The organism is Orbaceae bacterium lpD02, assembly GCA_036251875.1.
GTDB lineage: Bacteria > Pseudomonadota > Gammaproteobacteria > Enterobacterales > Orbaceae > Orbus > Orbus sturtevantii.
Genome location: CP133960.1, coordinates 1,127,374 through 1,154,328 on the forward strand (window position 1 = coordinate 1,127,374; position 26,955 = coordinate 1,154,328).

The 26,955-nt window shown below is 35.8% G+C and carries 22 protein-coding genes and 1 other RNA gene; 16 read left to right on the forward strand and 7 right to left on the reverse strand.

Going from position 1 to position 26,955, the window contains the following annotated elements; translation table 11 throughout:
- Nucleotides 1-116: 116 nt before the first annotated feature.
- From eno to RHO12_05010, 3 genes are all read right to left on the reverse strand, one after another.
- Nucleotides 117-1,418 carry a phosphopyruvate hydratase gene (eno, locus tag RHO12_05000; protein WVD67137.1) on the reverse strand — a complete coding sequence of 434 codons (1,302 nt, stop codon included), beginning with the start codon at nt 1,416-1,418 and terminating at the stop codon, nt 117-119.
- 51 nt (nt 1,419-1,469) lie between these two features.
- Complete coding sequence (locus RHO12_05005; GenBank protein WVD67138.1) at nt 1,470-3,098, reverse strand: CTP synthase; 1,629 nt, start codon at nt 3,096-3,098, stop codon at nt 1,470-1,472.
- A gap of 132 nt (nt 3,099-3,230) precedes the next feature.
- Nucleotides 3,231-4,874, reverse strand: a complete 1,644-nt coding sequence (locus RHO12_05010) for a DUF2813 domain-containing protein (GenBank protein ID WVD67139.1) — start codon at nt 4,872-4,874, stop codon at nt 3,231-3,233.
- A 301-nt stretch (nt 4,875-5,175) separates the two neighbouring features.
- Between RHO12_05010 and RHO12_05015 the strand changes: the two genes are divergently transcribed.
- The 7 genes from RHO12_05015 to RHO12_05045 all read left to right on the forward strand — a co-directional run bounded on the left by RHO12_05015 (nt 5,176) and on the right by RHO12_05045 (nt 12,051).
- A complete protein-coding gene (locus tag RHO12_05015; protein ID WVD67140.1) occupies nt 5,176-6,003 on the forward strand; it encodes an MBL fold metallo-hydrolase in 828 nt (275 codons plus the stop codon).
- A gap of 16 nt (nt 6,004-6,019) precedes the next feature.
- Entirely contained in the window at nt 6,020-7,249 is a 1,230-nt protein-coding gene (locus tag RHO12_05020) for an MFS transporter (GenBank protein WVD67141.1), read from the forward strand.
- 154 nt (nt 7,250-7,403) lie between these two features.
- Complete coding sequence (locus RHO12_05025; GenBank protein WVD67142.1) at nt 7,404-7,859, forward strand: YaiI/YqxD family protein; 456 nt, start codon at nt 7,404-7,406, stop codon at nt 7,857-7,859.
- Between the two features lies 1 nt (nt 7,860).
- A complete protein-coding gene (locus RHO12_05030) occupies nt 7,861-8,211 on the forward strand; it encodes an ArsC family reductase (GenBank protein WVD67143.1) in 351 nt (116 codons plus the stop codon).
- A 2-nt stretch (nt 8,212-8,213) separates the two neighbouring features.
- Entirely contained in the window at nt 8,214-9,344 is a 1,131-nt protein-coding gene (gene dapE / locus RHO12_05035; GenBank protein ID WVD67144.1) for a succinyl-diaminopimelate desuccinylase, read from the forward strand.
- Nucleotides 9,345-9,425: 81 nt separating this feature from the next.
- Nucleotides 9,426-9,620: a hypothetical protein gene (locus tag RHO12_05040; protein ID WVD67145.1), complete on the forward strand. Its 195-nt coding sequence runs from the start codon at nt 9,426-9,428 to the stop codon at nt 9,618-9,620.
- Between the two features lie 187 nt (nt 9,621-9,807).
- A complete protein-coding gene (locus tag RHO12_05045) occupies nt 9,808-12,051 on the forward strand; it encodes a TonB-dependent siderophore receptor (GenBank protein ID WVD67146.1) in 2,244 nt (747 codons plus the stop codon).
- Between the two features lie 51 nt (nt 12,052-12,102).
- Here the strand turns inward: RHO12_05045 and RHO12_05050 are convergent, their stop codons facing one another.
- Nucleotides 12,103-13,047, reverse strand: a complete 945-nt coding sequence (locus RHO12_05050; GenBank protein ID WVD67147.1) for an alpha/beta hydrolase-fold protein — start codon at nt 13,045-13,047, stop codon at nt 12,103-12,105.
- Between the two features lie 89 nt (nt 13,048-13,136).
- Nucleotides 13,137-14,219 (reverse strand): 3-phosphoserine/phosphohydroxythreonine transaminase, encoded by a 1,083-nt coding sequence (serC, locus tag RHO12_05055; GenBank protein WVD67148.1) that lies wholly within the window; start codon nt 14,217-14,219, stop codon nt 13,137-13,139.
- A 246-nt stretch (nt 14,220-14,465) separates the two neighbouring features.
- Here serC and pcnB point away from each other — a divergent pair, with 246 nt between their 5' ends.
- The 6 genes from pcnB (at nt 14,466) to sppA (ending at nt 23,243) form a co-directional block, all read left to right on the forward strand.
- Nucleotides 14,466-15,890, forward strand: coding sequence for a polynucleotide adenylyltransferase PcnB (gene pcnB, locus RHO12_05060; protein ID WVD67149.1), 1,425 nt, complete (start codon nt 14,466-14,468; stop codon nt 15,888-15,890).
- Between the two features lie 98 nt (nt 15,891-15,988).
- Nucleotides 15,989-18,355, forward strand: coding sequence for an LPS assembly protein LptD (gene lptD, locus RHO12_05065; protein WVD67150.1), 2,367 nt, complete (start codon nt 15,989-15,991; stop codon nt 18,353-18,355).
- Nucleotides 18,356-18,416: 61 nt separating this feature from the next.
- Nucleotides 18,417-19,712 carry a peptidylprolyl isomerase SurA gene (gene surA / locus RHO12_05070; GenBank protein WVD67151.1) on the forward strand — a complete coding sequence of 432 codons (1,296 nt, stop codon included), beginning with the start codon at nt 18,417-18,419 and terminating at the stop codon, nt 19,710-19,712.
- Nucleotides 19,712-20,521 carry a 16S rRNA (adenine(1518)-N(6)/adenine(1519)-N(6))-dimethyltransferase RsmA gene (gene rsmA, locus RHO12_05075; GenBank protein WVD67152.1) on the forward strand — a complete coding sequence of 270 codons (810 nt, stop codon included), beginning with the start codon at nt 19,712-19,714 and terminating at the stop codon, nt 20,519-20,521. Before surA ends, rsmA begins: the two co-directional genes overlap by 1 nt.
- A 2-nt stretch (nt 20,522-20,523) precedes the next feature.
- Nucleotides 20,524-21,342 (forward strand): bis(5'-nucleosyl)-tetraphosphatase (symmetrical) ApaH, encoded by an 819-nt coding sequence (apaH, locus tag RHO12_05080; GenBank protein WVD67153.1) that lies wholly within the window; start codon nt 20,524-20,526, stop codon nt 21,340-21,342.
- Between the two features lie 47 nt (nt 21,343-21,389).
- Nucleotides 21,390-23,243 (forward strand): signal peptide peptidase SppA, encoded by a 1,854-nt coding sequence (sppA, locus tag RHO12_05085; GenBank protein ID WVD67154.1) that lies wholly within the window; start codon nt 21,390-21,392, stop codon nt 23,241-23,243.
- Between the two features lie 57 nt (nt 23,244-23,300).
- Here the strand turns inward: sppA and asnA are convergent, their stop codons facing one another.
- Together asnA and ffs are read right to left on the reverse strand one after the other, a co-directional pair.
- Entirely contained in the window at nt 23,301-24,293 is a 993-nt protein-coding gene (gene asnA / locus RHO12_05090) for an aspartate--ammonia ligase (protein ID WVD67155.1), read from the reverse strand.
- A 314-nt stretch (nt 24,294-24,607) separates the two neighbouring features.
- Nucleotides 24,608-24,703: signal recognition particle sRNA small type (gene ffs, locus RHO12_05095), an RNA gene on the reverse strand.
- A gap of 195 nt (nt 24,704-24,898) precedes the next feature.
- Between ffs and galE the strand changes: the two genes are divergently transcribed.
- The 3 genes from galE to RHO12_05110 are packed head-to-tail and all read left to right on the forward strand — an operon-like array spanning nt 24,899 to nt 26,899.
- Nucleotides 24,899-25,915: a UDP-glucose 4-epimerase GalE gene (galE, locus tag RHO12_05100; protein WVD67156.1), complete on the forward strand. Its 1,017-nt coding sequence runs from the start codon at nt 24,899-24,901 to the stop codon at nt 25,913-25,915.
- Nucleotides 25,896-26,315 carry a GNAT family N-acetyltransferase gene (locus tag RHO12_05105; protein ID WVD67157.1) on the forward strand — a complete coding sequence of 140 codons (420 nt, stop codon included), beginning with the start codon at nt 25,896-25,898 and terminating at the stop codon, nt 26,313-26,315. The genes galE and RHO12_05105 overlap by 20 nt, the downstream gene beginning before the upstream one ends.
- Entirely contained in the window at nt 26,312-26,899 is a 588-nt protein-coding gene (locus tag RHO12_05110) for a nucleoside triphosphate pyrophosphatase (protein ID WVD67158.1), read from the forward strand. Before RHO12_05105 ends, RHO12_05110 begins: the two co-directional genes overlap by 4 nt.
- Nucleotides 26,900-26,955: the final 56 nt, after the last annotated feature.

Sequence of the window (26,955 nt, forward strand, 5' to 3'; positions counted from 1 at the left end):
TAGTTATTTAAAATCATAAAAATACTAATAAATAAGAAATTTTTAATGCTTTTGATAAATAAAAAAAACCTCATTGAGACTCAATGAGGTTTTCTATCATTAATAATCAAAAATAATTATTGACCTTTAACTTCTTTTAATCCATGGAATGGTGCTTTGTTCCCTAATGCTTCTTCAATACGAATTAATTGATTATATTTTGCAATACGATCTGAACGGCTCATTGAACCTGTTTTGATTTGCCCAGCAGCTAAACCAACAGCTAAATCAGCAATAGTTGAATCTTCAGACTCACCACTACGATGTGAAATTACGGCTGTATAACCCGCATCTTTCGCCATTTTTACTGCAGCAATAGATTCAGTTAATGTACCGATTTGGTTTACTTTAACTAAAATTGAATTAGCAATACCTTTCTCAATACCTTCTTTGAAGATTTTAGTATTAGTTACAAATAGATCATCACCGACTAATTGGATCTTATGACCTAATGCTTTAGTTTGATACGCCCAGCCATCCCAATCACTTTCATCTAAGCCATCTTCAATAGATACAATTGGGTAATTGGCTGTTAAGCTTTCTAAGTAATGAGTAAATTCTTCTGAAGTAAACTCTTTATCGCCTTCGCCTTTTAATACATATTTACCCGTTTCTTTGTTATAAAACTCAGATGCAGCACAGTCCATCGCTAAAGTAATATCTTGACCTAATACATAACCTGCTTTTTCTACCGCTTCTTTAATACAGGCTAATGCATCAGCATTTGACGCTAAGTTAGGCGCGAAACCACCTTCATCACCGACTGCCGTATTCATTCCTTTCTCATGCAATACTTTTGCTAGGTTATGAAATACTTCAGAACCGATACGGATTGCTTCACGTACACTTTTTGCACCAACAGGCTGAATCATAAACTCTTGTAAATCGATATTATTATCCGCATGTTCACCACCGTTGATGATGTTCATCATTGGTAGCGGCATTGAATATTTACCAGGAGTACCATTTAAATCAGCAATATGCGCAAATAAAGGAACACCTTTTGCTGCTGCTGCGGCTTTAGCATTCGCTAGCGATACGGCAAGAATTGAGTTAGCACCAAGATTTGATTTAAAATCAGTACCATCTAAATCCAGCATAATTTGGTCAATAGCGGCTTGATCTAACGCATCTTTACCAATTAATGACTCAGCGATTGGACCATTAACATTCGCGACAGCTTTTAAGACACCTTTACCTAAGAAACGAGATTTATCGCCATCGCGAAGCTCTAATGCTTCACGAGACCCTGTTGATGCACCAGATGGAACGATTGCAAGACCAACAAAACCACCTTCCAAATGAACTTCTGCTTCAACTGTCGGGTTACCACGTGAATCGATAACTTCACGACCATGAACTTTAACGATCTTTGCCATTTTCTTTTTCCTCTATATGACATATTAAAAACAATATTAAAATGAAAAAATTTAGCGCTGTTGATATTCACCTGCTGCGCAAATAAAACTGCTAAACAGGGGATGCCCATCTCGCGGTGTTGATGTAAATTCTGGATGGAACTGACAAGCAACAAACCATGGATGATCGGGGTTTTCAATAATCTCAACGAGCTTTCTATCTGTTGATAATCCAGTCACTTTAAGCCCAGCTTCAACAATAGCCGGTAATAAATTATTATTAACTTCATAACGGTGACGATGACGTTCAACAATCGAATCTTTATTATACATGTTATGTACTAACGAATTTGGCTCTAAATGGCATACTTGCGACCCTAATCGCATCGTTCCGCCTAAATCGCTATTTTCATTACGCTGAACAACCTCGCCAGATTCATCACTCCATTCGGTGATTAACGCAACAACGGGGCTAGCGGTATCTTTAACAAACTCAGTTGAATTAGCATCTTTAATACCAGCAACATTACGTGCAAATTCAATTAATGCAACTTGTAAACCAAGACAGATGCCTAAATAAGGAATTTTATGCTCCCTTGCGTAGCGAGCAGCAACGATTTTACCCTCTACACCACGGTAGCCAAAGCCACCTGGAATTAAAATACCATCTAAACCTTTTAACATATCCGTACCTTTTGATTCAAGATCTTCTGAATCAATATAACGAATATGTACGGTAAGACGATTTTTTAAGCCGCCATGCTTTAATGCTTCATTAACTGATTTATAAGCATCAGGTAATTCAGTATATTTGCCCACCATTCCAATAGTGACTTCTCCTATTGGGTTTGCTTCTTCATAGATAACCTGCTCCCATTCCGCTAAATTAGCTTCTGGGCATTCTAAATGAAAACGGTTACAAACATAACTATCTAAGCCTTGTGATTTCAATAATGAAGGGATTTTATAAATAGAATCAACATCTTTTAAGGAAATCACTGCTTTATCAGGTACATTACAAAATAGTGCTATTTTTGCCCGTTCATTTGCAGGAACAGTTCTATCTGAACGGCAAATTAAAATATCGGGTTGAATACCAATTGATAAAAGTTCTTTAACTGAATGCTGTGTCGGTTTAGTTTTTACTTCGCCTGATGAAGGCAAATAAGGCACTAAAGTTAAGTGCATAAATAAAGTACGTTCTCGCCCAACATCAACAGCAAGTTGTCTAATTGCTTCTAAAAACGGCAATGACTCTATATCACCAACCGTACCCCCGACTTCAACAATAGCAATATCAAAGCCTTTTGCACCTTCAACAACTCGCTCTTTAATTGCATTAGTAATATGCGGAATAACTTGAACTGTTGCACCTAAATAATCGCCACGCCGTTCTTTACGTAAGACGTCAGAATAGATTCGGCCCGTGGTAAAATTATTTTTTCTCGTCATTTTAGTACGTATAAATCGTTCATAATGACCTAAATCTAGATCTGTTTCTGCCCCATCTTCAGTGACAAAAACTTCTCCATGTTGGATAGGACTCATCGTGCCTGGATCGACATTGATATAAGGATCAAGCTTGAGCATGGTCACTTTTAGACCTCGAGCTTCAAGGATTGCAGCCAATGATGCAGCAGCGATCCCCTTACCTAAAGAAGAAACAACGCCGCCTGTAACAAAAATATAATTCGTGACCATTAAATTAAGACCATTTTATTTGATGAATATTATCTCTAAAGCCAAACAATTTTGACTATAATAAAAACAATATTACTGTTAAGCAGACGGGATAGTAGTCTAGCAGAATCCCGCCTATGTCACAATAATAATTTACTTTGAACAAATGTTTTGATTTGACGTTTTTGCTAACTTTACAACATTAAAAAATGTCTGCTTTAATAAACTAGGAATCGCTTGATTACCTCTTTTTTTCGCATCATCACATATCGCAATAGCTAAGTCAGGTTTTGAATTTTTTTGAATAGCTTTGTGAATAATTCGATTAACGGGTAGATCAATATGAGCAGTCGAACCGTAACCTGCTAGTTTATAAACATGACTAAAACCATGTTTAAATAGGAAATTCTCAATATCACGTGCTGGTAAAACTGTTAAATAGTCATTGACTTCACATCCTTTTGGAATTAGTGATTGCGCGGTACTACTATATTTTTTACCTGCAACATCGCCATCAGTCAAAACATACCATTGAATGCCCATTTTGTTGGCATAGCTAATCAACGGTTTTAAACCACACTGAGCGAACTCAATCAATTGGACTCCCTCTGAACTTAAATGAAAACCGCTTTGCTCAGCAAGTTCACGAAGCAACCAAATTTCAGTTTCACCTTCAACGAGTAACCAGCATCTGGCAAAAATGGCGGATGCTCTTCTGTACAAAATATGAAATAAAATTTTTCGTCTATCTGCCGTGCTAATGCTATCTTCCTCTACATGCATTGCGATAATTCCTGATGGCCCCCGGATTAAATGATAAATATGCTCTAACGAAAATAATGAAACTAAATCACTCGAATTCGTTGTAATAAACTTTTGCGTTGGAAAATTTTTTAATAATCGAAAACCGACTGATAAAATAATAGGGTGTAACTGACTTTCAGGCTCTTCCAGAATTAAAATAGGCACGGCATGAGGTAATAGTTGATTATTACCTTTCGCAATAATTATTGCACTAAACACCCCCATTAAAATCACGCGGATATAATCATTATTTATTTCATCTAGCAGATCGTTTATCCGTTCTAAAGAGCTCCATTCTTCATTGGTTGGTGTCGTTTTTTTCGCTATATTTTTGTAGTGATAACGTTCATTTTTACCTACCAAGTAATATTCAATCAATGCTCTAACTGCAACTAAGCCTTTTTCTAAATCATGTGGGGAAAATTGCTGAGAATGGCTGGCTAGTTGTGTCGATAGTTGTTCGACATAATAATTAGATAACGGTTGATTATTTATGGGTAGATCATCTTTATTAATCGGGTTTTTTAAGCTCATCACCGGGTTAAGCATGATAAGTAATTCAATTAGCTGTTTGGTATTGTTAATCTCAATTTTATTATCGTTAATATCAGTAAAATAGTGCTCAGTGATTATTTTATTAGTCTTTCTTGAGGCATGAATTTTATAGCAAATAACCGGCTTTGTTGGATTTGATTCTTGATAAGAGACGGCGTTTAAGGGGAGATAGTGTTCAAGCTGGAGCTCATTTTCACTATTTTCACTGAAAATAAATCTAATGTTAGCCATGTCAGCACGTTGCTTTTCATCGTAAAAGAAATCACTTTCACTAAATTGATAAAATAGATTATCTAATGACAATAACATGAAAGCGCTTATTAAGCTTGAACGCCCCCAACGGTTTTCACCAATTAATATGCTACTATCTTTGTTCAAATTCAGTACTAAATGTTTAATTCCTTTAAAGCCTTGGATATCAATTTTAGCTAAGTACATGTCAACGCCATTAGTAATCATATTGTATGATTAATATACTCAATTGACTTGATTTGTACAAATAAAGTTATATTGCCGCAAATAAAAATTTCAGTCGGTATTCTTTTGTGAACAATGAGGCTAAATCGACTTATAATTCTGTTTTTTTTAATCTAGTCACGAAATATAAAAATTTATTTTTAATTTTGGCCAATTTATACTATTCTTGCCATCAAATTGAAACGTTCCAATTTAAAATTAACTAATTAGATAACTCGTTTCAATTTATGTATGATAAATATGAATAATTTAGGAGAATAATGTGAAACTCCAATTTCTTGGAACTGCAGCATCAGAAGGAATTCCTAATCCCTTTTGTAAATGTGAGATTTGTGCAAAGACTCGAGTAGCAAAAGGAAAAAATATCAGAACACGTAGTGCATTATTAATTGATGATGTTTTACAAATTGATTTTGCGCCTGAATTTAGCTACCAAGTTATGCGGGAAAATATTGATGTTACTAAGATCAAAGATCTCTTATTTACCCATACTCATCCCGACCATTTTAACGTTGGTGATCTATTTAGCCGTATGGTCGACTACGGGTTTAATATTACCCACCCTCTTTATATCTATGGTAATGATATTGCAATTAATGGCTGTTTAACTGTTTTACCTGGCTATAGCAAAGAGCGTTTCATGTTTAATCTAGTTGTGCCATATCAAACAGTCACATCCTCAAGTGGTTATTTGGTGACGCCGCTACTATCTAATCATGCTAAATGGGAATTTTGTTATATTTATTTAATCGAAAAAGATGGCAAAACTATGCTATATGGCCATGATTCTGGGTATTTTCCTGAATTAACATGGCAATGGTTAAAGAATAGTGGCAAACAAATTGATCTTGCTATTTTCGAATGTACCTATGGTTATAAGCAAAATGATCGAACTGATAATCATATGAGCATTGAAACGGTATTGTCATGCCAACAGCGTATGATTGATGATGGAATATTTCATAGTAAAACTCAACTGCTAACCTCGCATCATTCACATAGCAGTGGTTTTATGCATGATGAATTAGTCGATATATTTAAATCTCATAATATTGAAGTAGCCTATGACGGCTTAATAAAAACAATCTAATCGTTAAGGACTATCTATGTTTAAGCTCCCCCGTTTACTAGTAATGATGTTTTTGCAATATTTCGTGCAAGGGGCATGGAATATGGTAATTGGTGCAGTACTTGCCGCTTACGGTTTAAAAGAAATTGTTGGATCGACCTATTCAGTTTTAGGCATTGCCACAATCATCTCTCCACTTTTTATTGGTATGGTTGCCGATCGATTTATCGCATCCCAAAAAGTGATGGGGGTATTACATATTTTAAATGCCGCTGTTTTATTCTCGCTTCCTAGTTTTATACAAAGTGGTAATGAGTCTGGTTTTTTAGTGATGATATTTATTGTCGGCCTACTATTTTATCCAACCACTGCTTTAGCTAATAGCGTTAGCTTTAGGCATATTGATGGTGTAAGATGGTTTCCAATTGTTCGTGTTTTTGGCACAATTGGTTTTATGGTGGTTGGTTTCACCTTGGGTAAGACATTTCTTGATATTGCTAAATCAACAAACTCTTTTCTTTTAGCCTCTGGTGCATCTGTTCTTTACGGTCTATATTGCTTTACCCTTCCTAATACACCACCGGTTGCTAAAAATAAGAAAATATCTATACGTGAAATATTATGCTTAGACGCGTTATCTTTATTCAAAGATAAATATTTTTCGATTTTTATGTTTGCAACATTTATCCTAATGATTGCCAAAACAGCCTATAGCGCTTACTTACCGGTTTACTTACCTGTTTTAGATTTAGATCCTGCCTCAATGATGCAAATTGCCACTGCAACTGAAGTCATATTTATGATCTTTTTATCTTTTTTATTAGGCCGTTTTGGTTTCAAAAAAGTGATCTTATTCGGCTCAATCAGTTGGATTATTCGTAGCTTAATGCTATCGCAAGCAGCGGTATCTGATGATTATTTATTATATATTATTGGCGCTTTGTTACTGCAAGGTTTATGTTGGGATTTCTTCTTTACCGCCGGTGATATTTATGTCGATAAAAAAGCCAAACCGGAAATCAAAGCACAAGCTCAAGGGTTACGTTTTATCGTGTCTAACGGTTTTGGTGTCTTTATGGCTGCATCAGTATGCGGTATTATCAACAACCGAGTGGTTACCGAAAAGACCATGCCAGCAGCCGCAACACAATGGCAAGAATTTTGGATCTATCCGGCTGTAGTTGCCGCTGTTGTAACTATTGGTTTTTGGATTTTCTTCAATGATAAAAGCGTCATCATGAAACCGAAAATAAAGCATACGTTGTAATTAAGCTATATTCAATTTTCATAATTCATAGTAATACTTGATTAAAAATCAGCCTATGAGGGGTATTATAAAATGCCCCTATTTTTATATATAAAAGAATGCACAATATATATCAGCTACTATAATTAATTATACTTAAAATATAAGGATTACTATGCAAATTTGGATCGATGCTGATGCATGCCCTAATCCAATTAAAGAAATTATCTATCGTGCTGCTAATCGTAAGCAGATCTATGTAACTTTAGTGGCTAATCAATGGTTAAAAATTCCGAGTTCGCCTTATATTAAGATGCAGCAAGTAGAAAAAGGCTTTGATATCGCTGATAACGCAATTGTTCAACAAGTTAACGCCAATGATCTGGTTATCACTTCTGATATTCCTTTAGCCGCAGATGCGTTGCAGAAACATGCTAATGTTTTGACCCCAAGAGGTGAGCGTTATACTAAAGATACAATTAAAGAACGTTTAGTAATGCGTGATTTTATGGAAACAATGCGATCAAGCGGTATTCAATCTGGCGGACCACCACCATTTTCAGCTAGAGACAAAGAACAATTTGCCAATCAATTGGATAAATTAATTACACAATTAAACAAAGGGCTATAACATGGTTAAAATTTATGGTATAAAAAATTGTGATACGATGAAAAAAGCCTTGAAATGGCTTGATGAAAGACATATTAGTTACCAATTTCATAACTATAAAACGGATGGACTATCGTCGCAATTGTTACAATCACTATTTAATTTAATTGAATGGCAATTATTACTTAACACCAAAGGAACAACCTGGCGTAAGCTTGATGAAGCGACTCGTAATACAATTAATAACCAAGCTAGTGCTAAGCAGCTTATGTTACAAAATCCATCGATTATTAAACGCCCTATTTTAGTTGCTGGCGATAAAGCACTTGTGGGCTTTAGTGAGCAACTTTATCAACAATTTTTTGCGAGCTAACTATGCTAGAAAATGTCATTGAACTAACAACGCAGCTTATTGAACAACAGTCGGTAAGCCCGAACGATCAACAATGCCAACAGATTATTATTGCTCGATTAAAAGCATTAGATTTTACTATTGAAGAGTTAAACTATAATCAAACTAAAAATCTATGGGCATATCATGGCGAAGGTGAAACAATTATGTTTGCGGGCCATACAGATGTTGTTCCTGCTGGTGATGAAAGTAAGTGGCTTTATCCACCCTACCAAGCAACGATTGATAATGCAGGAAATTTATATGGTCGTGGGGCTGCTGATATGAAAAGTGGCGTCGCAGCTATGATTTGTGCCGCTGAAGACTTTATTAAACAAAATCCAGCTCATAAAGGCCGTATTGCTTTTTTATTAACCTCTGATGAAGAAGCTGATGCAACTGATGGTACGATCAAAGTCGTTAACGAACTAATCCAACGACAAGAAAGAGTTGATTACTGCATTGTTGGAGAGCCATCAAGTGATAAGATTATTGGCGATCAAATTAAAAATGGCCGCCGCGGATCAATTACTGCTAATCTGGTAGTGCATGGCATACAAGGGCATGTTGCTTACCCTTATCTAGCTGATAATCCCGTACATCGCTTCGCTCCTGCTCTAAGTGAATTAGTTAATACTGTGTGGGATAACGGCAATCAATACTTTCCCCCTACATCAATGCAGGTTGCCAATATTAATGGCGGAACAGGCGCGGAAAATGTTATCCCTGGTGATTTAACGGTTCAATTTAATTTTCGTTTTAGTAGTGAATTAACCGATCAAATGATTAAACGACAGGTTGAAACAATTTTAAACAAATATAATCTAGACTATACATTGAATTGGCGTTTATCTGGTCAACCATTTTTAACCAAGCAAGGAAAGCTAACAGACGTAGCACAACACGCTATTAAAAGTTTACTTGGTATTAATAGCCAATTATCAACCAGTGGCGGCACTTCTGATGGCCGATTTATTGCTAAAATGGGCTGTCAGGTCATTGAGCTCGGTGTTATCAATGCAACCATTCATAAAGTAAATGAGCATGTACAGTGTGAACAAATAATTAAACTAAAACACGTTTACCAACAAATAATAAGTGACTTATTAACGTAACCTGATTAAAAACCGTATCAACCTAAAGACTCGTTCTCGTGGTTTCAATAATAATTTAGTTAGTAACTGTAAGGAATGAATATGGAGTGGTTAAAAGATTATTGGTGGCTAATTTTAATTTTACTATTAGGCATTTTTATTAATACCATTAAAGATCTTAATAAAACCAGTTTCAAAAGTTATTTAAACAAAAAAAACGGTATAAAACCAATTCCTTATGATGATGACGATGATGATTGGCCGAAGGATAAAAATAATGACCATAATAAGAAATAATAACTCATGACAAAATCACATCTCAATTAATAATATAAGCTCGATTGACGCTAATATTATCACGTTTTTTAGTTAGTACTTTTAGTTTTCTCATCACGTAAACATCTCTTGTATAAATTGTTATTTACATTTTTCTTTTTTTAATGATAATGAGAACGATTATTATTTATAGAAGAATATTATATTTATGCTAAAATTCAAATTCTCTCATTTTCTACCTTTATTTATTAGTATTAACTGCAGCTTTGTATCTGCGCAAGAAAGATCAATATCAGAACCTGAAGATATTATTGTAATAACCGCAGCTGAACAAACACGCCAAGCATTAGGCGCATCGACAATCACCGCTAAAGATATCGAAAAATCCCCCATCAAAAATGATTTATCCGATCTTATTCGCACAATGCCAGGCGTTAACTTAACGGGAAACTCAACCAGTGGACAACGTGGCAATAATCGTCAAATCGATATTCGTGGTATGGGTCCTGAAAATACCTTAATTTTAATTGATGGCAAACCAGTAAAAAGTCGAATGTCCATTCGCTATGGCTGGCGTGGCGAACGGGATACACGCGGCGATACTAATTGGGTACCCGCCGACTTGGTTGAACGCATTGATGTAATTAGAGGGCCTGCAGCAGCCAGATATGGGGATGGCGCGGCAGGTGGCGTGATTAATATTGTGACTAAATCACCAACTGGCGAGCTCCATGGCTCACTCAAAAGCTACATCAACGCGCCAATCCACAGTAAGGAAGGTGCCACTAAACGGACTAATTTTACGCTTACTGGAGGATTAACTGATGCACTTAATTTCAGATTGTATGGTAATTTAAATAAAACTGGCGCTGATGAGTGGGATATAAACCAAGGGCATGAGTCTTATCGAACTGGCGCTAATGCAGGTACTTTCCCTGCTGGTCGTGAAGGCGTTAGGAATAAAGATATTAATGGCTTATTGCGCTGGGATATTAACTCACAACAATCATTAGATTTTGAAGCAGGATTTAGCCGCCAAGGCAATATTTACGCTGGCGATACCCAAAATACCAATACTAATGTGATTGTTAAAGATCTATATGGTCAAGAAACCAATACAATGTATCGAGAAAATTATGCCATAACCCACCATGGCTATTGGAATAATGGTATTAGCGCATTATCTTATCTCCAATATGAAAACACGCGTAATAGCCGAATCAATGAAGGACTTGCTGGTGGCACTGAGGGCATATTTGCTAATGATGGTTCTAATACTATTAAATTTAATAATTTAACAATTCATAATGAAACCAATATACCGCTAGAGATACTTGTATCACAAATGTTAACTATTGGTGCTGAATATAATTATCAAAAACTTAATGACCCAAGTTCAAATACACAATCAACCGATGAAGGCGGAACGGTTAGCTGGATTGGCAAGAATAATCGTTCAACCACCTCATCATCAAATGCATATGCGTTTTTTATTGAAAATAATATAGAGTTAACATCAAACACCACATTAACTCCCGCGTTACGGTTTGATCATCATAGCCAGTCTGGTAGTAATTGGAGCCCCGCATTAAATTTATCACAGGAATTAGGGGATTACTTTACTTTAAAACTAGGCATCGCACGAGCCTATAAATCACCAAATCTATATCAATCAAATCCAAATTACTTGCTTTACAGTCGCGGACAAGGTTGTTATGGCGGCAGCAGTCAAAGCTGTTATTTAATCGGTAATAGTAATTTAAGACCTGAAACAAGCGTTAATAAAGAAGTCGGTTTAGAGTTTCATGATAATAACGGTTTAGTAGCGGGTATTACTTATTTCCGTAATGACTATCATAATAAAATTGAGTCTGAGCCAACCCCAATTGGCCAAGCAGTTGGCGGAAAAGGTCAATATGCTAATGCTAATATTTTCCGTTGGGGCAATATACCTAAAGCACTGGTTGAAGGCTTAGAGGGAAGTTTTGCAATGCCCATTACAACTAAAATTAATTGGCGAAATAATATCACTTGGATGCTCGCCTCAGAAAATAAACAAACCGGCGATTACCTGTCTGTTATTCCTAAATATACCCTGAACTCGTCAATAGATTGGCAAGCAACTAATAAATTATCGCTATTAACATCAATCACTTGGTATGGTAGACAAAAACCCAAAAAATATGATTTTAATGGTGATAATGTTACAGGCAGTTCATCTAACCAACTAAAACCGTATTCAATTATCAATTTCAGTGGCCAATATCAATTTAATAAACATTTCACACTAACCGCTGGTATAGATAACTTGCTCGATAAGCAACTATTTAGATCGGGTAATGCCGCAGCAGTAAAAAATAGCGCGGGATTAACTACCATTGATGGTGCTGGTGCGGCAACTTACAATGAACCTGGTCGAACATTTTATATTAGTACCAATATTTCATTTTAAGCTAATATAAAACATTACTAATGAAATGAAGGAGGTTACGTCTCCTTTTTATTATTGATATTCCTCACTAAAAGAGTGTAATAAATAGGCAATACGATCATTTAATACTTCAACAGCAACGGTTTGATGAGTTTGATTTAAATAAATTTGATAATACAAGCTAAGCTTAGCAACGTTAGCTTTGGTTAATAGCCCTTCAAGCTCTTGAATATTGTCTACCATTCGTCTATTTTGTAAATGCTGTAAACGTAGCTGTCTTTGATTATCTGATGAAAATAACTCTCTACCGCTTAACGATTGCTCGAACTCCCCTACCGAAATAGACAAGTCAATTGGTTTGGTTAATTCCGTTTTTTGGTACTGTTTGATAAATTGCACTGCTTCTTGCAAAATGTAGCGGTCACTAAACCAAATTGATGGGCTTGATGCAATATAATAATTAAACGTAATTGGCTGAGTAAAAAGCGTATGTAATACCCACAAACCACCGATGGAGTGACCAAATACTATTTGTTTGCTTGGGTCAATCTCAAAGCGCTGAGCAAGCGCTGGTTTTAGTTCATTTTGCATAAATGCTAAAAAATTGTCAGCGCCACCATAAGCATCAGGAATATTGATTTTACCATTAGATAAAATTTCTAACGTTAATTCTGGCGGATGAGGGAGATAGTCAAGCTCACGTCGAGTCTTATCGGGATAATCAATTGCCACAATAATAGCTTGATGATTTTGACGTTTAACAGTTGCAACCGCCTGAGCAAAAACGCTATCACCATCAAGTAGATAGAGGATTGGCCAGCCATTTGCTGGTCGCAGCGTATTTGGATAATAAATAGTGATTTTATAGTTACCAATCTTTTTCGAGTGAACAATGTCAGTTGTTGTATCATTCGACATATGTAGAAAACTCGCTTGAAAAAATACATTTTTGGTACAACCAGTAGCAATAAACATTCCCAAAATAATCAAAAAGCTGCCAATTAGTAGACGTTTCATATAAATACAACTTAAATTACCGATTTCAAAATAAAAACGACGCATACTCGAGTAGTTTTTTTAATTCAAAATTAACCAATAAAAAGCAATCAACCTTTCATTTTTTCAAATTGCCGCATAAAATCAATTAAATAATCGACCCCTTCAATATCCATTGCATTATAGATAGAGGCTCGCATGCCACCAACAATACGATGACCTTTAATACCGATAATCCCTGCTTTAGTCGCCTCACTAACAAATAATTTATCAATATCTTCACTCGGTGAAACAAATGGCACATTCATTATCGAACGGTTAGCTTGAGCAATATTATTGTGGTAAAAATCAGAACTATCAATATATTGATAGAGTGTTTCAGCCTTTAATACATTACGTTTTTCCATTATTGATAAACCACCAAGCTGTTTAATCCATTTAAATACCAACCCTGACATATACCATGCAAAGGTCGGTGGAGTATTAAACATTGAGTCATGTTTGCTTTCAATCGTGTAATCAAGGACTGACGGTAACGTTTTTTGCGCTCGACCTAATAAGTCTTCACGTATTATGACTATCGTAATCCCCGCCGGACCAATATTTTTTTGTGCACCAGCATAAATAATACCATAACGAGAAACATCGATCGGTTTAGACAAAATACAAGAGGAATAATCCGCAACCACTATTTTATCGCCAAAGTTAGGATCTTCTGCAATAGCCAATCCATCAATAGTTTCATTAGGGCAATAGTGAACATAGGCAGAATCCGCTCTCAATTGCCAGCTATCTATAGCTTTTAATGCTATTTTACCTGCAAGCACTGTTTTAATATCAATACGGTTCGTGTAACAATATTTATCTGCTTCATCGGCAGCGCACTTGCTCCAATACCCGCTATCAATATAATCGGCCGTTTTCTTGTCACCTAAAATATTTAAAGGTACTGCGGCAAACTGAGCTCTTGCGCCTCCTTGTAAAAATAAAACTTTATAATTTTCAGGAATAGCTAAAATATCTTTTAAATCTTTGGTGGTTTCTAAGGCGTAGGAATCGAAGTCTTTCCCTCGATGACTAAGTTCCATCACCGATGCCCCAGTATTGTTCCAATTCAAAAGTTCAGCTTGTGCTTGTTTTAATACTTCATGAGGTAAAGTCGCTGGCCCTGCACTAAAATTATATATTTTCATACTGTATGACCTGTTATCAATATTATCATTATAAGTAAGGTAGTTAGTATTCTAGTACAGAATTTCACAAAGGCAATCCGACTTATGCACAATTATCGATTTGGAAAGATATTTTGCTAATTAATTATGATGAGCTATAATTAGCCACACTATATTATCGACTAATAAATTGTTTTGGAGTTCACCATTTTTAAACGAGTATCCCAAGTTTATCGCAAGCTTTTCCGCTCCCACGCCACCGAGCCAATGCCCAGTAAAGTCGGACTGACCACCAACCGAAATAAATCGGCGGGGATGGAATCTGTGGTTAAAATTATTCCTCGTTCGGAGCATAATATCTCCCGACAATTTATTAGTGAAAACGCATTAAAAGTATTGCATCGCCTTAATAAGCAAGGTTATGAAGCCTATTTAGTCGGCGGCTGTGTACGTGACTTGTTACTCGGCAAAGTACCAAAAGATTTCGATATAACCACTAATGCAACACCTGAACAAGTACAAAAGTCATTTCGTAACTGCCGTTTAATCGGTCGTCGTTTTCGTTTAGCACATATTATATTTGGTAAAGAGATTATTGAAGTTGCGACATTTCGAGGTGAACACGAAGAATATAAGTTAAAATCGCCATCACAAACCTCATTAGATAATAATGCATCTAAACGCTCACAAGATGGTATGTTATTACGAGATAATGTCTACGGTACCATTGAACAAGATGCAATTCGTCGTGATTTCACCATTAATAGCCTTTATTATAATGTTAGGGATTTCTCTATCCGTGATTACTGTAATGGCGTTGAAGATTTAAAAAAAGGAATTATCCGTCTAATTGGCGATCCAACAACACGCTATCAGGAAGATCCAGTTAGAATGTTGCGAGCTATCCGTTTTGCAGCAAAGCTTGATATGACAATTGAAAGCGAAACAGCCGAGCCAATAAAACGCTTAGCACCATTACTTAGCAATATCCCTTCTCCTCGGTTATTTGACGAATCACTTAAACTGCTACAAACAGGGCATGGCTATCAAACTTATTTGTTATTAAGAAAATATAACTTATTCACTTATCTCTTTCCTACTATAACGCGCTTTATGCCAAAAAATAGAAGTGTAGAAAACGAAGCATTAAGCCAAGTTGAGCGAATGATTGAGCAGACACTTAAAAATACTGATTATCGTATTGTTAACAATCAACGAATTAACCCTGCGTTTCTTTTTGCTGCCATGTTGTGGTATCCACTTGCGGAGCATACCCAATCGTTAATTTTTGAAAGTGGATTGACTTACCATGATGCCTTTGATCTAGCTATGCATGATATTATTGGCGAACAATGCGCAACCATCTCGATACCTAAACGTTTAACGTCTATTATGTGTGATATTTGGCGCTTACAGCTACGGCTAAGTAAACGCAGCATCAAGCGTGTTTATGCCGTTTTTGAGCACCCTAAGTTTCGTGCAGCTTATGATCTGCTCGAAATGCGATCATCAATAGAAAAGGGGCCGTTGCTTGAATTAGCCGCATGGTGGGATGAATATCAATATAGTGACACAAATAAACGCGAGCAAATGGTCGTACAAGTGGTTAAAGCTGAAAAAAAGGATAATAATAAATACCGCAAATCTAAAAGTACATATTCAAGATCGACAACGAAAAAGATAGCTGAGTAATAAAATAGCCATATGCTCAAGTTATTAGTTAGCACTTTTATAATTTGACGCTATAATGTTGCGATTGAATTTTACTATGTGGTAATCGTTAATTACTGATGAAAAAATTAACTCCATCTTTTATTGCTGCAACTCTTTGTTTGTCTATTTATAGTCAAAGTGTACTTGCTACTACACTACTTGACCCAGCCTCTAATAAGCAATGCCTTGTTAATGCCCCTGTTTTTAACCGACCATTCGTTAGTGGCAATCCGAATAACTTACCTATTGAAGTTTCAGCTGATTATTTTGAAGTATTTTTGCCAAATACCGCAGTCTATCAAGGCCATGTTTCTGCGGTGCAGGGCAATAGAATCATCCAATCACAAAAAATGACAGTTAATCAGTCAGCGAATAAAAGTAGAGAGCTAATTCTTAATGGTAATGTCGTATATCAAGATAATTTAATCGAGATGAAAGGTGATGATGCTGAAATGAATTTAAATACTAACGATATTCAAATTCAAAATAGCCGTTATCATTTAGTTGGACGCCTTGGTCGCGGTGATGCCGAGACCATGAAATTCAATAATAATCGTTATATTATTTTAAATAATGGTAGCTTTACCTCCTGTCCTGTAAATAATAGTAGCTGGAATATAGCAGGCTCTAAAATTATTTATGATGACCAAGAACAACTACTCGAAGTATGGAATGCCGTATTTAAAATAGGTAAAGTGCCTGTTTTATACTCTCCCTATTTGCAACTACCAACTGGCGATAAACGTCGTTCAGGACTACTAATGCCTGATTTTTCATACGACAGTATTGATGGGATCGATTTTTCCTTACCTATTTACTGGAATATTGCGCCTAATTATGACGCAACATTTACGCCAAGAGTAATGCAGCGTCGGGGGGTACAATTACAAACAGAAGCACGTTACTTAAATGAAATAGGACTAGGTACTGTAGCATTTGACTGGCTACAACACGATGCACTTTATAATAAAAATGAGAGTAATTCGAATACTAGCGGTTACAGTGACAGCAATCATCGCTGGCTCTTTCACTGGGAAAATGCCCAACTAATCAATTATAACTGGCGATTTTTTGCTAATACCACTAGAGTGAGCGATAATCAGTACATTAGTGACATAGGTTCGAAATTTGCATCAGAAACTGATGGCTATCTTACTCAATTATATCAAGCAGGTTATACCGATAAATATTGGGACATTGGTTTAAATTATAAATATTTTCAAGCATTAAGAGACGATATAAAAGACAATCTGTACCACACCGAACCACAGTTAAATATTAATTACTATAATAATGATTATGATGATTTTGAGTTTCATAACTTCAGCCAGGTATCACATTTTGTCAGTAGTGGTTATAAAAACCCAAAAACTTGGCGTTTTCACATTGCCCCAACATTAAAGTATACAATTAGCTCGCCATGGGCAATGGTCTCTACCGAAGCAGGATTTATGGCAACCCACTATGACCAAGATCTTCCTGATTATACACAAAATGATCATCTAGAAAAAAATATTAATCGTTTTTTACCTAAATTTGCTATCGATGGTAAAGTTATATTTGAACGAGATACTAGTTGGTTTGACGGCTACAGTCAGACAGTAGAGCCTAGAATCAAATATCTCTATATTCCGTACCGCAATCAATCACAAATAGGCAATTATGATTCAACACTATTGCAATCTGACTATATTGGATTATTTCGCGATCAGTCATACAGTGGCTTAGATAGAATAGCCTCAGCTAATAAAATAGCAACGGGTATTACGACACGATTTTATGATCCTAATGAAGTAGAAATTTTCAATCTATCATTAGGTCAAATTTATTATTTTAATAAGTCAAGAACGGGAGATAATAATTCTTCTCTCGAACAAAATGATAATACAGGTAGCATAACATGGGCAGCTGATACATATTGGAAAATAAATAATGATATGATACTTCGTGCTGGCGCACAATATGATACTCGTATTAATGAAATTTCGCTCGCTAATGCTATTTTTGAATACCGCAGATCTGAAAATAAAATGATTCAACTCTCGTACCGTTATGCCAACCAAAACTATATTGACAGTATTGGTCTCTCTAATACAAAAACACCTTATAGGGAAGATATCTCTCAGCTTGGCATTATGTCATCTTGGCCGTTGACTGAAAATGTTAGCGCGGTTGGAGCTGTATTTTATGATACTAATAATAAGCAAACCTCAAATAGTTTTATTGGGTTAAATTATACTGATTGTTGTTGGGGAGTAAGTGTGCAATATGGTCGTAAAATAACTGACTGGGATAATGTGACCAGGGAAAGTAAATATGAAAATAAATTCTCGATAAACTTTGAACTACGAGGACTAACTAAAAATACTAATGTTGTTGCTAAAATGTTAAACTTTGGTTTACTACCATATAAAACTGCTTTTGCTGAAAACTATGGGAACTAATTAGCTAATTAATTGTCTAATGTTTAATGTTATTAATATGATTATGGTAAAGTTACTGAAAATGATTAAAAAGCTCGTTTCTATCCTCTTGATTAGTTTATTTTTCTCCTCAACTACCTATGCAGCGCCGCGTCAAGTTGAGAGTGTTGTTGCAGTGGTAAATAATAATGTCATTTTGACAAGTGATGTTAATGAAATGCTCCAAAGCATCAAATCAACGACTGATCCTAAAAATTTACCTGATGATGCAACATTGCGCCATCAAATTATTGAACAACTTATTAACGACAGTCTTATCTTGCAGCAATCAAATAAAGCCCAAATTGCAGTTAGTGATGACGAAATCACCGAGACGATTAACAATATTGCTAAACAAAATGGAATGACGCTCGATGAGCTGCGCGGATATTTGACTAAAATGGGTGTCAGTTACTCAAGCTATCGTGATAAAATGCGTAAAGATATGGTTATTGACCGTATTCGTATGAGTCAAGTGAGTCAACGTATTAATATCAGCGATAGAGAAGTTGAAGCCCTTGCTAATACTATTGCCAAACAACCGATGAATAATCGTGAAATTAATGTTAGTCATATTCTTATTTCTATTCCTGAAAACCCAACTAAGCAACAACTTGAAAATACGACAGCAAAAGCTAAAGAAGTTATAAATCGTCTACAAAATGGCGAGAGTTTTGCTAAACTTGCCGCCACCTATTCCAATGATGATAAAGCGCTAAAAGGTGGTAGCATGGGTTGGCAAAAATTAAATGAGTTACCAACTATTTTTGAAGAAAGGCTGATACGGGCACAAAAAGGTGAAATAATTGGCCCATTACGCTCAGGGGTCGGCTACCATATAATAAGAGTAGATGGAACTCGCGCTGAAGCGGCTAAACCTATTACAGCCAAAGAAGTTAATGCTAAACATATCCTTGTAAAAACGAATTTATTAGTCACTGATGATATGGCAAAGCAAAAATTGCTTAATATTCGTCAAGCGATTAAAGATGGTAGTACTACCTTTGCTGCATCGGCCAAAAGTTATTCGGAGGATCTTGGCTCAGCAGAGAAAGGGGGAGAATTAGGCTGGAGCGATCCTGACAGATATGATAGCCAATTCAGAAATGCCTTATTAAAACTAAAAAAAGGCGAGATCAGCGAGCCTATCAAATCAGCTTTTGGTTGGCATTTAATTGAACTCACCGATACTCGAAATATAGATAAAACTGGCGCGGCACAAAAAGAACAAGCCTATCGTTTAATATTCAATCGTAAATTTGGTGAAGAATTACAAGTTTGGATTCAGGAACTAAAAGGTGATGCGTATATTAAAATTATTGGTGAAGAGAAGCCATAATGAATAGTCGCGTACACCAAGGTCATTTTGCTCGTAAACGTTTTGGTCAAAATTTTTTACAAGATGATTCTGTCATTCAAAATATTGTTGCCGCCATTCAACCGAAAAAAAATCAGGCATTAGTTGAGATTGGACCTGGACTGGCGGCTCTAACATTACCTATTTGTGATCATTTGGATCATTTAACCGTGATAGAAATTGATAGAGATCTCGCGGCACGGCTTATTGCTAATCCATTCTTAAAAAATAAACTAACCGTTATCGAACAGGATGCGATGACGGTTAATTTTACAGAATTATCTGAAAAAATGAATCAACCGTTGAGAGTCTTTGGTAATTTACCTTATAATATTTCAACACCTTTAATGTTCCATCTTTTTAAATATGCCCATGCAATTAGTGATATGTACTTTATGCTACAAAAAGAAGTTGTTAATCGCTTAGTTGCAGCACCAAATTCAAAAGCGTATGGACGACTTAGTGTAATGGCACAGTATTACTGCCAAATTATTCCGGTACTTGAAGTTCCTCCATCCGCATTTAAACCGGCACCAAAAGTCGACTCTGCTGTTGTTAAATTGATTCCATACCAAGCGGTTCCTTATCCAGTTGAAAATATAGACTCGTTATCTCGGATTACGACTGCGGCATTCAATCAAAGAAGAAAAACTATTCGTAATAGCCTAGGGCAACTATTTACGGTAGAACAATTAACAGATCTCAATATTAATTTAGATTTACGAGCAGAAAATTTAACACTAAAACAATATTGTGAATTGGCCAATGCTTATAGCAAAATGAGTATCTGATCATGTCAAATTTACTCATTGGTGATATTCATGGTTGTTATAATGAGTTTATGCGAGTGCTTGAAAAAGCAGATTTTAATAGCAACGACACAATTTGGTTAACCGGCGATCTTGTTGCTAGAGGGCCTAACTCACTTGGAGTTCTTCGTTTTGTTCAAAAAAATAGCCAACAAATAAGATTAACTCTTGGTAATCACGACCTGCACCTACTGGCTGTCTATGCTGGAATTGCTAAAAGTCATAAAAAAGATCGTATTAATGAAATTTTTGCTGCACCAGATTGCGATGAATTAATTGATTGGCTCAGAAAACAACCACTCGTTCAAATAGATGATTCATTGAATCTTATTATGGCTCACGCTGGTATTTCGCCACAATGGGACTTAGAGACATTATTAAAATGTGCCAAAGATCTTAAGACCGTATTATCTAGTGATACTTATCCTCTATTTCTTGATGCGATGTATGGTGATTACCCTGATTTTTGGCATGAAGATTTGCAAGGATTTGATCGATTACGTTATATTGCTAATGCTTTAACTCGTATGCGTTATTGCTATGAAAATGGTCGCCTTGACCTATATTGCAAGGATGCCATTAATGAAGCTCCAAGCAAACTTAAACCTTGGTTTTTACTACCGCGGAAAATTCCGCAAAGATATAGTATCGCATTTGGCCACTGGGCTTCATTAAAGGGCAAAGGTACGCCTGAAAACATCTATGCACTTGATACTGGCTGCTGCTGGGGTGGAAAACTAACCTGCTTAAGATGGGAAGACAAGCAGTATTTTAAAAAACGCAATAAAGATAATCTGTCTTAAAAAGAGCTTTATATACACATAAAACACTATTTGATAAAGGGTTTACTATGCATTTTTGGCGCTCAATTCGTACTGGCATTAAATATATCTGGAAAATAATTAACGTAATAAGAGAGATCACGTTAAACCTTATATTCTTTTTTACTATTTTATTTATTATCGGGATGATCGGATTAATACGTAATCCCAATGGGTTAAATAATATATCACAATCGGGAGTACTAGTACTTGACCTTGAAGGAGTTATTGTTGACTCGCCATCATATGATCAAAGCCTTTATGCGCTGAGTAAAAAACTCAACAATAATAATCCTGATCCGACACGCCAAAATAGTCTATTTGAATTAACACAGAAAATTGCTCAAGCGACTAATGACCCAGCAATTGAAGGTATCATCTTAAAATTAGATAATTTTTCTGATGCAAATCTACCAAACTTGCAATATTTAGCTAAATATCTAACCGAGTTTAAAACAAAAGGAAAACCTATATATGCTGTTGGGGGTTACTTTGATCAAAAACAATATTATCTAGCCAGCCTTGCTGATAAAATTTATTTAGTCAACCAAGGCAGTGTATCTCTTTATGGTTTTTCAACTAATAATTTCTATTTCAAATCACTACTTGATAATTTAAAAGTTAATACTCATGTTTTCAGAGTTGGCACTTATAAATCAGCCGTTGAACCTTTTTTAAGAAATGATATGTCTGATGCTGCAAAAGAAAATACAACTAGATGGCTAAGCACTATGTGGAATAATTATCTTAATAATATTGCCAATAATAGAAAATCAGAGCCAACTAATTTAGTGCCACCAGCGGATATAATGCTATCAAGGCTAAAAGCGGTATCGGGTAGCATGAGTGAATACGCCTTAGAAAACGGTATTGTCGATGAGGTATTATCATCATATAACGCAGAGCAAGCGCTAAATAATCGTTTTCATTTTGCACCACAATTAAGCATTTATGACTACCAGCTTAAGTCAAACAAAATGCGATCATTTGATAACCAAACGCAGCCATCGGAGAAACCACTGATTGCCGTTATCTTCGTTGATGGAACCATTACGGCAGGTAAAGCTGCAAATAATGTTGCTGGAAGTGAAACTATTACTAAACAACTTAGGAAAATTGGAGAAAACAGCAATGTTCGAGCCGTCGTGCTGCGTATTAATAGCCCTGGCGGTGGCGTGTACGCTTCTGAGGTAATAAGAAGTGAAATTGAAGCATTAAAAGCAAAAGATATTCCCGTTGTTGCCTCTATGGGCGGAATGGCGGCCTCAGGCGGTTATTGGATAGCAACACAATCTGATTATATCATTGCCAACCCAAATACCATTACCGGCTCAATTGGTATTTTTGGTATTATCCCTACTTTCGAAAACTCTTTAGCTCACATAGGTGTTCACACTGATGGGATATCAACATCGCCTCTTGCAGGCATGACTTTGTCTAAAGATTTATCTACTGATACAAGCCAGCTTATTCAAATGAATATTGAAAATGGCTATCATAACTTTGTGTCATTAGTTGCAGAGTCTCGTAATATGAGTAATGAAGAAGTTGATAGCATTGCACAAGGCCAAGTTTGGTTAGGTGAAGAGGCGAAGAAAATTGGCTTAGTTGATAAACTAGGTGATTTTGATGATGCAGTTAAAGAAGCAGCGTCATTAGCTGGAATATCCGATTATCTTATCGATTGGCAAAAAGCTGAAACGAGCTTCTTTGCTTCATTATTTGCTGATTATTCAGCGATTTTACCTAAATCAGTAATAGGCATAATTTACAATCAGCTCTCTTTATCAAATCAGCTACAACAGCATCTGGCATTTTGGGATAATCTTAATGACCCACAAAATCGATATATTTACTGTTTAAACTGTTCTGATATTAAATAGCATAATAAAAATGGGCGCTATATAACGCCCATTTTTTATATACTCTGTAACAACAATCTATAGCAAATCTGTATATTGCTGTTTAGTATTATCGTCCCAAACACTCGATTGCACTTGGCCAATATGCTTTAATTGTAATAGTAACATTGCAAGCCTTGATTGACCAATTCCGCCCCCTATTGTTTGCAACAGTTCACCATTCATCAGTAATTTATGCCAGTCAAATTTCAATCGACCTTCATCATTAGTTAATTCAAGTTGCTTTTTGAGGGCGATTGGATCGACGCGAATACCCATTGAAGAAATCTCAAATGCACTCTTTAACACTGGATTCCACACAATAATATCACCATTTAAACCTAAATGTCCCTCTTCATTTTGTGTACTCCAATCATCATAATCTGGCGCTCTAATATCATGCTTCTCATTATTTGACAGTACACTACCAATACCGATGATAAATACCGCACCAAACTCTTCTGCTATTTTATTCTCACGCTCTTTTGCCGAAAGATTTGGATAACGTTGCAATAAATTTTCACTATCAATAAATGTTATTGTTTGTGGTAGAAAGGGTTTTATTGCATACTTTTTAGCAACTTCTGCTTCTGTCGATTTTAAGGCTTGATAAATTTGTTCTACCGTTAATTTTAGAAATGCTAGTGTACGCTGTTGTGGTGAAATCACCTTCTCCCAATCCCATTGATCAACATACACAGAATGAATCGGAGATAGCATATCTTCATCAGGTCTTAGTGCTTTCATATTAGTATAAAGGCCTTCACCAAGTGCAAATTGATTCAGACTTAATATTTTACGTTTCCATTTTGCAAGTGAATGGACAACTTCAAACGTTGCATCAGCAATACACTTAACTTTAACCTGTACCGCTTTTTCACTACCCGACAAGTTATCTTGTATGCCATCACCAATTTGGCTCAAAATCGGTGCTTGCACTTCGATTAATGACAATTTTTCGGCTAGTTGTTCAGTAAAATAAGATTTAACAAAAGATATTTGTTGTTGCCTTTGCTTAAATGAGGGCTGCATATTGTTCCTTAGAATATCGTTCTATATCAATAAATTTCATACAATAAAATAAACTAGAATATCAAATTATTCAAATTAATCTCACTTATATTTATACGGGCTACATAGAGACCCTAAGTAATAAGCTTAAATTGTTATAATGAGCAGATAAGTATAAGCTAAGTAAAGAGGAAAAAGTGACTAAATTAACTATATGATAGTTTAAAATATTAAATTTGAATTGAAGTAAAAAGAGTTAAACATATTGACGTTAAAATTGATTTATAAACATCAGTCTAGGTTAAGCATAGCGATTTAAATCTATTTGGAGGAGACCCTATCAGCCACATCCCACACACGTATAACTTACTTTGGCTGCTTCCTTCCGGACCTGACCTAGTGAGCAAGCAAACGTTGCAAGAGGACCCATAGAGCCTCCATTGAAGAGCAAGTATTATCCTTTAAAGTAAAGTAAAAAACAACTAATTAGTCTAAATAAAGTAAAATTCGATTAGCTCTCGCTCTTTAAGCGAGTTAGCATAGAGAATTTGACTATTTTCAATCTATATTTTCGGTATTAATCAAGCTATACTAGCTATAGTTTTAATGTATCAGCTAGGTTAAAAATGAATATTCTTGTTACGGGTGGACTTGGCTATATTGGTAGCCATACTTGTGTAAAATTAATAGAAGCAGGTTATACGCCAATCATAATTGACAATTTATATAATAGTAAGAAAAGCGTATTAAATCGCATTGAAAAAATTACTGGTCAATTACCGCTGTTCTACTATGGTGATATTCAAGATAAGCCTTTTTTAGATACTATTTTTAAAAAGCATAAAATTTCTGCAGTTATTCATTTTGCAGGTTTAAAAGCTGTTGGCGAATCAGTGACTAAACCTCTTGAATATTACCAAAATAATGTCTATGGCTCTATTTGTCTTGCGCAAGTCATGTCTGATAATCAAGTAAATAATATTATTTTTAGCTCATCGGCTACCGTGTATGGTGAAAAAAATCCAGCACCGTATATTGAAACGATGCCGACAGGAAATGTTACAAATCCGTATGGTTGGAGTAAATATATGGTAGAACAAATCTACACTGATCTGCATACATCGCAGAAAAAATGGAGTATCAGTTTACTACGCTATTTTAACCCTGTCGGTGCTCATCCTTCAGGGTTGATAGGGGAAGATCCTCAAGGTATTCCGAATAACTTAATGCCTTATATAGCCCAAGTAGCGATAGGAAAACGGGAGAAACTATCTGTGTATGGTAATGATTATCACACTAAAGATGGTACTGGTGTTAGAGATTATATTCACGTTGAAGACCTTGCCAAGGGACATGTTGCTGCACTAAAAAACATCACCTGCTCAGGTTTACATATTTATAACCTAGGTGCTGGAATCGGTAGCAGTGTACTCGAAGTATTAGCGGCATATGAGAAAGCTTGTCAACATAAATTACCTTATCAAATCGTTGAACGTCGTGCTGGTGATATTGCTGCTTTTTGGGCTGATGCATCAAAGGCACAAAGGGAATTAAATTGGCAAACTGAAAATTCACTCGATGATATGGCAAAAGATAGTTGGAATTGGCAGGTAAAAAATCCGAATGGTTACCCAGATAAATAACATAACTTATCGTTCAGATGTAAAACCAAATTTAGATGAAGCGATTAATTTATATTCTCATTGTTCACTAGGGGAAAGAAGACCGCTTAGCGATCGCGCCCGTTTTCAAGCAATGCTAGATAATGCAAATATTATTAGCGCTTGGGATCGAGATAAACTAGTGGGAATTGCTCGCTATTTGACTGATTTTGTTTATACAACGTATTTAGCAGATTTAGCTGTTGATGATACTTACCAAAATCAAGGGATCGGTAAACAACTAATAAAAGAGCTACAAAAAGCCACTACGGTGGGATGCCGTATTGTTTTATTAGCCGCACCAAAAGCGGTTGGTTACTATCCCCATATTGGTTTTGAAGCACATTCTTCGGCTTGGACAATATTAGAGCCATTAAAATGAAAATTATTCTTGCTTCAACCTCCGAGTCACGTAAAAAAATCCTTAAAAAGTTTGCCATTCCATTTGATTGCATTGCTCCAGTTTGTGACGAGAAACCGCTACCTAATGAAAATGCGACAGATTTAGTACTACGCTTATCACAAATTAAAGCGCAATCCATCGCCAAAAACTATATGGGCTCTGATACGATTATCATTGGTTCGGATCAAGTTGGTGTATTAGACGGTAAAATAGTCGGAAAACCGCATACGACTGCCAACGCCAAGCAACAATTGCTTAAAAGCCGCGGTAAAACCTTTTACTTCTATACTGGTCTTTGTGTTATTGATGCAAAAACACAAAACATATCAATAAGCTATGAACCATTCAAAGTGACTTTTCGTCACCTTAATGAAGCAGAAATAGATGCCTATATTGCTAAAGAGATGCCATTGCAGTGTGCAGGAAGTTTTAAATGTGATGAACTTGGTATCACCTTATTTGATAAATTAGAAGGCAATGACATTAACTCACTAATCGGTCTACCATTGATTAAATTAAACAAAGTCATGCTTGATATGGGATACAATCCCCTATTCTTATAACAAAATTTGCATCAAACTGTTGCTATCGATAATAACAACCCAACTAAATAAATTAG

Bases quoted from the DNA above. Each gene is read 5' to 3' on its own strand.
- eno (WVD67137.1), bottom strand. From the start codon at position 1,418: ATGGCAAAGATCGTTAAAGTTCATGGTCGTGAAGTTATCGATTCACGT.
- RHO12_05005 (WVD67138.1), bottom strand. From the start codon at position 3,098: ATGGTCACGAATTATATTTTTGTTACAGGCGGCGTTGTTTCTTCTTTA.
- RHO12_05010 (WVD67139.1), bottom strand. From the start codon at position 4,874: ATGTACTTAGCTAAAATTGATATCCAAGGCTTTAAAGGAATTAAACAT.
- RHO12_05020 (WVD67141.1), top strand. From the start codon at position 6,020: ATGTTTAAGCTCCCCCGTTTACTAGTAATGATGTTTTTGCAATATTTC.
- RHO12_05025 (WVD67142.1), top strand. From the start codon at position 7,404: ATGCAAATTTGGATCGATGCTGATGCATGCCCTAATCCAATTAAAGAA.
- RHO12_05030 (WVD67143.1), top strand. From the start codon at position 7,861: ATGGTTAAAATTTATGGTATAAAAAATTGTGATACGATGAAAAAAGCC.
- dapE (WVD67144.1), top strand. From the start codon at position 8,214: ATGCTAGAAAATGTCATTGAACTAACAACGCAGCTTATTGAACAACAG.
- RHO12_05040 (WVD67145.1), top strand. From the start codon at position 9,426: ATGGAGTGGTTAAAAGATTATTGGTGGCTAATTTTAATTTTACTATTA.
- RHO12_05045 (WVD67146.1), top strand. From the start codon at position 9,808: ATGCTAAAATTCAAATTCTCTCATTTTCTACCTTTATTTATTAGTATT.
- RHO12_05050 (WVD67147.1), bottom strand. From the start codon at position 13,047: ATGAAACGTCTACTAATTGGCAGCTTTTTGATTATTTTGGGAATGTTT.
- serC (WVD67148.1), bottom strand. From the start codon at position 14,219: ATGAAAATATATAATTTTAGTGCAGGGCCAGCGACTTTACCTCATGAA.
- pcnB (WVD67149.1), top strand. From the start codon at position 14,466: ATGCCCAGTAAAGTCGGACTGACCACCAACCGAAATAAATCGGCGGGG.
- lptD (WVD67150.1), top strand. From the start codon at position 15,989: ATGAAAAAATTAACTCCATCTTTTATTGCTGCAACTCTTTGTTTGTCT.
- surA (WVD67151.1), top strand. From the start codon at position 18,417: ATGATTAAAAAGCTCGTTTCTATCCTCTTGATTAGTTTATTTTTCTCC.
- rsmA (WVD67152.1), top strand. From the start codon at position 19,712: ATGAATAGTCGCGTACACCAAGGTCATTTTGCTCGTAAACGTTTTGGT.
- apaH (WVD67153.1), top strand. From the start codon at position 20,524: ATGTCAAATTTACTCATTGGTGATATTCATGGTTGTTATAATGAGTTT.
- sppA (WVD67154.1), top strand. From the start codon at position 21,390: ATGCATTTTTGGCGCTCAATTCGTACTGGCATTAAATATATCTGGAAA.
- asnA (WVD67155.1), bottom strand. From the start codon at position 24,293: ATGCAGCCCTCATTTAAGCAAAGGCAACAACAAATATCTTTTGTTAAA.
- galE (WVD67156.1), top strand. From the start codon at position 24,899: ATGAATATTCTTGTTACGGGTGGACTTGGCTATATTGGTAGCCATACT.
- RHO12_05105 (WVD67157.1), top strand. From the start codon at position 25,896: ATGGTTACCCAGATAAATAACATAACTTATCGTTCAGATGTAAAACCA.
- RHO12_05110 (WVD67158.1), top strand. From the start codon at position 26,312: ATGAAAATTATTCTTGCTTCAACCTCCGAGTCACGTAAAAAAATCCTT.